This window comes from Cellvibrio sp. 25HG11W-0 (assembly GCF_057815475.1).
The window spans coordinates 3,067,865-3,075,634 of the sequence record NZ_CM174230.1; the positions used below are offsets into that span (position 1 = coordinate 3,067,865).

The 7,770-nt window shown below is 46.4% G+C and carries 6 protein-coding genes; 4 read left to right on the top strand and 2 right to left on the bottom strand.

The genetic code is table 11. The features are described 5' to 3' along the window. Nucleotides 1-134: 134 nt before the first annotated feature. Together AC0KUT_RS12900 and AC0KUT_RS12905 are read left to right on the top strand one after the other, a co-directional pair. Entirely contained in the window at nucleotides 135-929 is a 795-nt protein-coding gene (locus AC0KUT_RS12900) for a YceH family protein (RefSeq protein WP_488830469.1), read from the top strand. Nucleotides 930-962: 33 nt separating this feature from the next. Further along, nucleotides 963-1,331, top strand: a complete 369-nt coding sequence (locus AC0KUT_RS12905) for a 50S ribosome-binding protein YggL (protein WP_488830471.1) — start codon at nucleotides 963-965, stop codon at nucleotides 1,329-1,331. A 169-nt stretch (nucleotides 1,332-1,500) separates the two neighbouring features. Here AC0KUT_RS12905 and AC0KUT_RS12910 read toward each other — a convergent pair whose 3' ends face one another. Continuing rightward, complete coding sequence (locus AC0KUT_RS12910; protein ID WP_488830473.1) at nucleotides 1,501-4,122, bottom strand: choice-of-anchor I family protein; 2,622 nt, start codon at nucleotides 4,120-4,122, stop codon at nucleotides 1,501-1,503. A 655-nt stretch (nucleotides 4,123-4,777) separates the two neighbouring features. On the opposite strand from AC0KUT_RS12910, the gene AC0KUT_RS12915 reads away from it, so the two are divergent. Beyond that, nucleotides 4,778-5,365 carry a transglutaminase-like cysteine peptidase gene (locus AC0KUT_RS12915; protein WP_488830475.1) on the top strand — a complete coding sequence of 196 codons (588 nt, stop codon included), beginning with the start codon at nucleotides 4,778-4,780 and terminating at the stop codon, nucleotides 5,363-5,365. 35 nt (nucleotides 5,366-5,400) lie between these two features. Beyond that, complete coding sequence (locus AC0KUT_RS12920) at nucleotides 5,401-7,317, top strand: bifunctional diguanylate cyclase/phosphodiesterase (protein WP_488830476.1); 1,917 nt, start codon at nucleotides 5,401-5,403, stop codon at nucleotides 7,315-7,317. 57 nt (nucleotides 7,318-7,374) lie between these two features. On the opposite strand, the gene AC0KUT_RS12925 is transcribed toward AC0KUT_RS12920, so the two are convergent. Beyond that, nucleotides 7,375-7,707, bottom strand: a complete 333-nt coding sequence (locus AC0KUT_RS12925; protein ID WP_488830478.1) for a hypothetical protein — start codon at nucleotides 7,705-7,707, stop codon at nucleotides 7,375-7,377. Nucleotides 7,708-7,770: the final 63 nt, after the last annotated feature.

Below are 7,770 nucleotides of genomic sequence, written 5' to 3' on the forward strand. Positions count from 1 at the left end.
TGATCAGATGACGACCACCCCGATCAGCCTTAACGCCGATTGACAGAAAATTGCGTATCAATCTAAAAAGCTTACCGTGAAATATTTTGCTTAACCGCGTAAAGTGGGTGACCGATTTTCAGCGAGAGACATGAATGTTTATGGAAAATCCAGATAAAATAGCTCCAGAAGATAAAATAGCGCCGGAAGACATCGAGGCTCCAGAAAACGATGCTACGCCCAGCTCAGCAGATGATGTAGCCATGTTGTCGACCATAGAAGCACGAGTATTAGGCTCACTTATGGAAAAGCAACTCACTACTCCCGATGCCTATCCGCTTACACTGAATAGCCTATTGCTAGCGTGTAATCAAAAAACGAGCCGCGAACCAGTAACTAACTATGAAAGCGGTGCGGTACAGCGCAGCTTAAGCGCCATGCAAGATCGGCAATGGGTTGAGGTCGACTACGGTTCTCGTGCACATCGTTATGGTCAACGGCTTACTCGCGTGCTGAGCGTGGATAAACCCACTCAAGCTATTTTGACGGTATTACTCTTGCGCGGCCCCCAAACAGTTGCCGAGATTCTCACTCGCACTCAACGTATGTTCGATTTCGGCACCCCTGAAGCGGTTGAGGAAAAACTAACTCAGCTCTGCGCCAAAACAACACCCATTGTTATGCATATTCCCAAGCAAGCTGGGCAGCGTGAAGATCGCTACATGCACCTTCTCTGTGGTCAACCCGACTTAAACGCGATTGCTGCGATGCAAAGTCAAAGCAAAACCACGGCAAGCCCCAATGACGACAACTACAAACAGCTTGAGCAAACACTGGAGCTGCAGAACAACAAAATCAATGAACTCGAAAGCAAGGTATCATTGCTAGAAAAGCAAATGGCAACCCTGATGGATTTGAATGGCATTACCAATGCTGATTTACCCAGCTAAATTTTTATTATAGAAATGACTTAAGGCAGCCCCATGACAGCAACAAACTCGTCCAACACCAAAATCTCACAACGTAGCAAACGCCTGCGTAAAAAGCTTTATCTCGAAGAGTTCGCCACCTTTGGCTTTGAACTGGAATGCAAATTTAAAGACGACCTTAGTGACGACACTTTGCGCGACTTCATCGATGCATTCTTTATTGATGCGCTTGCGCCTCAGGGCTTAGGCTTTGGCGGGGGTTTATCCAGTAAACGTCTGTCTGGCTTTATCACCGCACAAAAGCGTTATGACTCTGTTACTGAATCCCAAAAACAAGAGCTTGCAACATGGCTACAAACCAAAGCATCGGTCGCCAGTGTCGAGCTCAGCGAAATAATGGATGCCAATCGTTATTTTAAATAGGTAAGACATTAGCCATGTGCACAAAGCGTTACCTCGCGCATGCACAATAGATGCGTTCGATACGTTAATAAACTAGCGTCATTGATATATAACAGCATTTAAAAATACCTGGCCCTAAAAACAAAAAAAGCCGCTGTTATTCAGCGGCTTTTTTTGTGCCCGAAAATAACTAAGGCAATGTGATGATAGATACCGAACCTATGGGATCTATAGCGTAATCATCGCTGGCTTCCCCTTCATCAGCCGTCAATATATGTTTACCATCAGGCGTGAAGATCAACATATCGGGCAGCGCGCCCACCTTGGCGATACCCAATAACGCATAGCTGCTCGTATCAAAAATCACCACACTGCCCTGCTGCGTTTTATCAACCGCCTGCAACGCACCAGCAACTTTTCCATTACTCACCGCCACGCTATTAATACCGCCACCATAGGGGCTCAAATCAATAGTCGTCAGGTATGCTAACTGCGTAGGATCCGCAAGATTTAACACCTCAATACGCGAACTGGCCAAGAGTTCACCATTGTTCAACACAAACAAACGCTTCGTAATAGGATCATAAGCACTAATTTCTGCCGCTGCTGCGCCACCTTCCAATACCAAACGCGAAGCAAAGCTGAATTGCCCTTCTGCATTGCTTTGATAAACCGTTACGTTGCCGCTATTTTCATTGGATACCACCAACAGCGGTTTACCATTGGCGCTATTAGCAGCACTTATAAACAAAATGCCCTCAGGCGCATCATCATCTTGGGTTTTTAGAAATTGCGAAAAGTGTACATTGCTCAAATCAGTAATGTCGTAAACCGCTACTGCATCGGCGCGTTCCAATCCAATAAAAGCAAAACGCTTAGCGCCAATCATGCCCACGGCAACATTTTCCGGCTCAGTACCTTTAGCATCGCTGCGATCATCAGGATACGCACCCGCAGCTTTAGCTTGTACAGCTAAATCCTTTCCACTGTCGTATACCTGTTCGCCCGTGGTGCCATTCCAAATACTAAAAGAACGGCCCCCAAAACTAAGCAGCTTTGAATAATGTGTTTCGGCAGTTGGAGACTTGGCAAACTGAGTGACCAGCAAACGACCTAATTGCGAGTCCTGCTGTAGATCCGCCGCATTGGGGAATGCTACCTCATCGAGAGCCAAACCAGAGACCTTAACGCCCTCTTCAAAATTGGTGTAGTAGTCGCGCACATCGCCTTCGTTAGCGCTAATCACATAGTCCATTCCGCCCTCGCGGAACACCGCGATACCATCTGGCTGATACATACCATACACATTGGGATAGGCCGTAAATTCAATTTTATTGTCTTTGTCGCTTGCATCGATCTCATTGCCTGCAGCGCCATAGTCTTTAAAACCCAAGGGGAAAATATGGGTGATGCTCGGTGTGCCAGCCAAATTAATGCGCGCTATACCGTTATTTTCCTGCAAGCTAACCCAAGCAGTTTGCGAGTCTTCCGCTACTGCGATGTATTCTGGCTCCACATCTTGCGCCAAGGTAGCATTCAAGCCAAACACGCGAAAACCGTTGTTCTCCAGTGCCGTTTCTTGATCGTTATAGCCCGTAAAATTTAATGTGTTCACCGCTAGGCTTAACGTAGGTGTCATAAAGTTTTTTAACGCGGGTGAGGCATAAAGTTGTGGCTTAGTGCCATCACCCAAATCAATTAACGCACCGCCATCAGGTAGACGACCATAACCATTAACATGAAAGTCTCCATAGCTCAGTTCGTCAACAATGGTCTCTTTATAACTCAGCAATAGACGCTCGCCCTTACCAATACCGAACGTTGTGGCCGCTGCATTGCGCACACTTTTCGATGGTGCATTAACAGGCAGTGCAGCACTCGTAGAAATATCTGTCAGCAATACAATAAAGCCTTTGGCTGATATTTCAGTACCAGCAGGAATGGGCATAGGCACGCCACCATCACTGAGGGTCCATTCACCTTCCGCAAACACATAGGTTTCAGAGCCTTTGTTATAAAGCTCAACATAATCAAAATTGATATCGGTGCGACCTTTAGAGACCACCTCGTTAATGACGATATCGCTTGGTTTCGTCTCTACCGCTATCGCAGGCAACTTATTGCTCATACCCGGTGTTGCGATTAAGGATTCAGTTTCATCATGCCAATTTCCGCCATCCGGCAGCCGCCCAAAAGCATTTACATGAGCACCATCCGCCCATGTTTTTTGCTCAAGAATTGCACCCTTATACACAAGAACTGCTGTATCGCCTTTACCTAAACCAAAACTATTGACGCCGCCAATCAGCGCATTTTCTGGCAAACCAAAAGGCGCGACCGTTTGATCAACAGCAATCACTAAAAAGCCCTTTGCTGCTATTAATGTGCCGGCAGGAATTGCTATGCCAGCCGTTTTATCCGTTGCAAAACCTTTGATGTCATTTACTGCCCAATCCCCCTCAGCGAAGGTGTAGTCAGTATTGGCGGCATTATAAATTTCGATATAGTCGTAGCCACCTTCCGTTGAGCGCATTTCGTTCAACATAATTTGAACCGAAACAGCTGAAGATTGCGCGGCAGACGAAGGCGTTACGCTTGCGGCAAGACTCGATTGAGCTGTCAAGCTAGCGTTCACTGCCGAGCTATTAACTATGGAGCTTTTAACAGCGGAAGACACTACACTCATCGCGGAGCTGTTGTTCGATGAGGCATTATTATCGCCACCGCAGGCACCTAAGGTTAAGGCCACACTGGCTAGCGCGGCTGTTTGCGCCAAGCGCTGTACGCGAGAGAAAAAATAAAAAGTTTTCATTGTTTACCCTGTCACTAAAAAATAAATAGCCTCCATTCGCCACTATCGATAGCCTGGAGGTCATGGTTTGAGCTGTGATTTTCGGCGACAACGCTAACAAGCCAATATGACAAAGGGACTACAGTTTCATGAGGGTTCAATGACAAGCCTAACAAGGCTAATGGAAAAACAGTGGTCGCAACAATAGTAAGAAGCAATAACCAATAGCTAGGGCACAAAGACCAGTAGAGTGATATTCACAAATGACTGCATGAATCACTCTTGAGAGATAAGCAGCAATGCGAGAGAGACTGACTATACTAAGGATACTTTTCATCTGACCGGTTCTCGCTACCCAACCTGCATGCTCAACTGCCTACGACTTAGCCTTAAAAGAATTCAGACAATCTCAAACAGGTTGGGCAAGGCTGTAGTTCCGAATATATTGGGTTATAGCTGCCGTGCAGCTGTGTACTTAAGGGGGGCTGTGACATTGCAGGCAAGGCTGGCACCACTGGTTTGCCTTTTAATCCCCCCCCAACAATTATCCGAACAACGTTCACCTATACCCTTATTAGCGCAAATTTTATGCACTCGCCAGCACCTAAAGTCGATTTGTTTAGGTCTTCTGCTCTGCTTTGCAGCCATAACGGGGGCAAATTTCGATGGACAGAAAATGCTCGCAAACATGGAAACACGTTATGGCGCTGATGGCGTGGCAATATTTAGCGCCTGGCAACAACTTATGAATGAACTAGAAGATAAGTCCGAACTGGAAAAAATCACGCAAATTAATAATTTTTTTAACCAGCGGATTCACTACACCGAAGATCGCGATCTATGGCAACAAAGTGATTACTGGGCAACACCCATGGAGACCATGGGCATGCGTGCAGGTGACTGTGAAGACTACACCATTGCTAAATATGTAAGCTTGGTGCAACTTGGCATTCCTATTCAGCAATTGCGTTTGATTTACGTAAAAGCCCGTATGGGAAGTGCCCAGAGTAAAATTTACCAAGCACATATGGTGCTCGGCTACTACTCCTCGACCAGCGCAATCCCACTCATTTTAGACAGCCTAGTCACTGGGCTCGAATCGGCCACTAACCGCCCGGATTTGCGCCCTGTGTTTAGCTTCAACAGTGAAGGCCTGTGGATTGGCAATCAACAAGCCCTAGCAGATCCCACCGCGCGCCTATCGCGTTGGCGCAACCTACTAAACCGGACGCGCCAAGAAGGCTTCGATTTATTATCTAAGTAGTGAGAGAATTCCTAGAATTCGATGAGACCCCAAATATGTCACTGATAAAACAATTATGGATCGGCATTGCGCTGCTGTTAGTTATCACCCTAGGTGGAACCTTTGCCATCAGCCTCATGTCGGCAAAAATTTACTTACAAGAACAGCTGCGCTTAAAAAATATTGATAACGCTAATACCCTTGCGTTGTCCATGTCACAAATGGACAAAGAACCTGTCGCCATAGAATTGTTTTTAACCGCGCAGTTTGACGCAGGCCACTATGAATTTATTATTTTTAACGACCCCAATAAAAAACCCATTATTGCGCGCAACTTTTCTGCTAATGAACCGCTAGACAGCGATGTTCCCAACTGGTTTTTTAAACTGGCCAACATCAATTCAGCGCCCGGCATTGCTCAAGTACAAGATGGCTGGCAACAATATGGCACCCTATTGGTAAAAAGCCACTCGCGCTATGCGGTAGAAAGCCTGTGGCGCAATGCGCGCGATCTTTTTGATTGGTTTATTGTCGCCACGCTGCTCAGCGGTTTAATCGGTAGCTTTGTGTTGAAATATATTTCGCGCCCATTGGATATAGTCGTACAACAGGCTGAAGCCATTGGCGAGCGCCGTTTTATTACCTCGCAAGAACCTAAAACAAAAGAGTTTCGCCGTTTGGTGCGTGCTATGAACACCCTGTCTCAAGGTGTTCAAACCATGTTGGAAAAAGAGACGCGACAATTAGAACTGCTGCGCCGCGACGCGCAATTTGATAGCCTCACTGGGCTTGCGCAACGCGACCATTTTATGAATTTATTCGATGCCAAACTCACCCGCGATGATAGCGAAATGCAGGGTGTAGTAGCCATTGCACGCCTGATGCGCTTAAGTGAATTAAACATTGAGCTTGGCCACTCACACACCAATCAATTGTTGCGCCACATAGGTGAAGCTTTGCAGCAGGTTGCAGCAGGTTATCCCGATAGCCATGTCGGGCGTCTCAATGGCAGCGACTTCGCGCTAGTGCTGCCCACCCACGCGGCACTTGAAGCAGTGAGCAGTGAAATATCACAACAACTTAACCTGCAGCTAGCGCAACACAACTTTAACGATGTGGCACTACCACTCGCGTGTATTGCCTATCACAGCGGTCAAGTGCGGCTCAATTTACTGCAACAACTGGACGGTGCTCTCGCACAAGCAGAGTTGACCGGCAACCGTGCGGTCATAGCACTGTCAGTAGATAGTAATAACCCCGCTCAACCGCAGCGCAACCGCGATGAATGGCGCGATACTATTCTCTCCGCGTTAAGTCTTAATAAATTGAAATTAGGCGAATTCCCCGTACGCACTAGCACAGGCGAGCTTTTACATAATGAAGCCCCCTTACGACTTGAGTTTGACAATATTTTCCAGCCAGCAGGTTACTTTATTCCCTGGGCAACACGCTTGGAGCTTATGCCACAAATTGATTTAGCCGTTTTAAACAAGGTCATAGAGGACATTGACGAAAGTACGTCGAAGATAGCGTTAAACGTATCGGCTCAAGCGCTTTGCGATGCGGGCTTTCGCGCACGCGCACTGCAATTATTAGCACGTAACAGCCTAAAAACATCATCAATCTATTTAGAGTTTACCGAGGTGTGTGCATTGCGCCACTTGGAGGAATTGCGTTTATTTACAGGGCAGTTACGTCAACTGGGCTGCAAAGTAGGAATGAAGCATGCTGGCTTAGAGTTCACCCAATTCCATGATTTACAGGATGTAGGATTAAGCTATTTGAAAGTGGACAGCGCTCTGGTACGCGCCATAGACACCTCGCCCAATAATTTGCATTTTTTACAAAGCTTATGCCAATTGGGTCACTCCTTGGGAGTCATCATGATTGCCGAAGGTGTGAATTCTGAAGCAGAACAGCAGACATTGAATAAACTGGGCATGGACGGTTTTACCGGCCCAAATATTGTTTAGTCAAAAATGTAAATAGAATGTTTAAATTAATATTTCACTCTCGATTATTATAATAATTTAGAGTGAAATATTATCGCCGTCGTCCAATAAGTCTATCGCTTGACGCTGTCCCCGCAACTCACGCCGCGCCAACAACTTGTGTTGTGCGGCGTCGGGCAAATCCGTAAAACGAATAGTACCTTGCGTGACTAAAAGCTGAATTACATCTTCTAGTACCCGCGCCATCGCCAAATCTGATTGTTCTAAGATGACTTGCTGCGACGACTTAAGCCCTTCCAAAAAAGCAACCAGGTCTGTATCAGTGTCTGCCTCCCGATGCTCCTCATACCCAACTACAGGTACGCGACTTATAGCTACTATGTTGAACTGCGCATCGCGCTTTATGTACATAATCCACCTCAACCACAAAACAATGGGGGCCTATCATCCACAATAAGATGATAGGCATTGATA

Bases quoted from the DNA above. Each gene is read 5' to 3' on its own strand.
- AC0KUT_RS12910 (WP_488830473.1), bottom strand. From the start codon at position 4,122: ATGAAAACTTTTTATTTTTTCTCTCGCGTACAGCGCTTGGCGCAAACA.
- AC0KUT_RS12925 (WP_488830478.1), bottom strand. From the start codon at position 7,707: ATGTACATAAAGCGCGATGCGCAGTTCAACATAGTAGCTATAAGTCGC.
- AC0KUT_RS12915 (WP_488830475.1), top strand. From the start codon at position 4,778: ATGCTCGCAAACATGGAAACACGTTATGGCGCTGATGGCGTGGCAATA.
- AC0KUT_RS12920 (WP_488830476.1), top strand. From the start codon at position 5,401: ATGTCACTGATAAAACAATTATGGATCGGCATTGCGCTGCTGTTAGTT.
- AC0KUT_RS12900 (WP_488830469.1), top strand. From the start codon at position 135: ATGTTTATGGAAAATCCAGATAAAATAGCTCCAGAAGATAAAATAGCG.
- AC0KUT_RS12905 (WP_488830471.1), top strand. From the start codon at position 963: ATGACAGCAACAAACTCGTCCAACACCAAAATCTCACAACGTAGCAAA.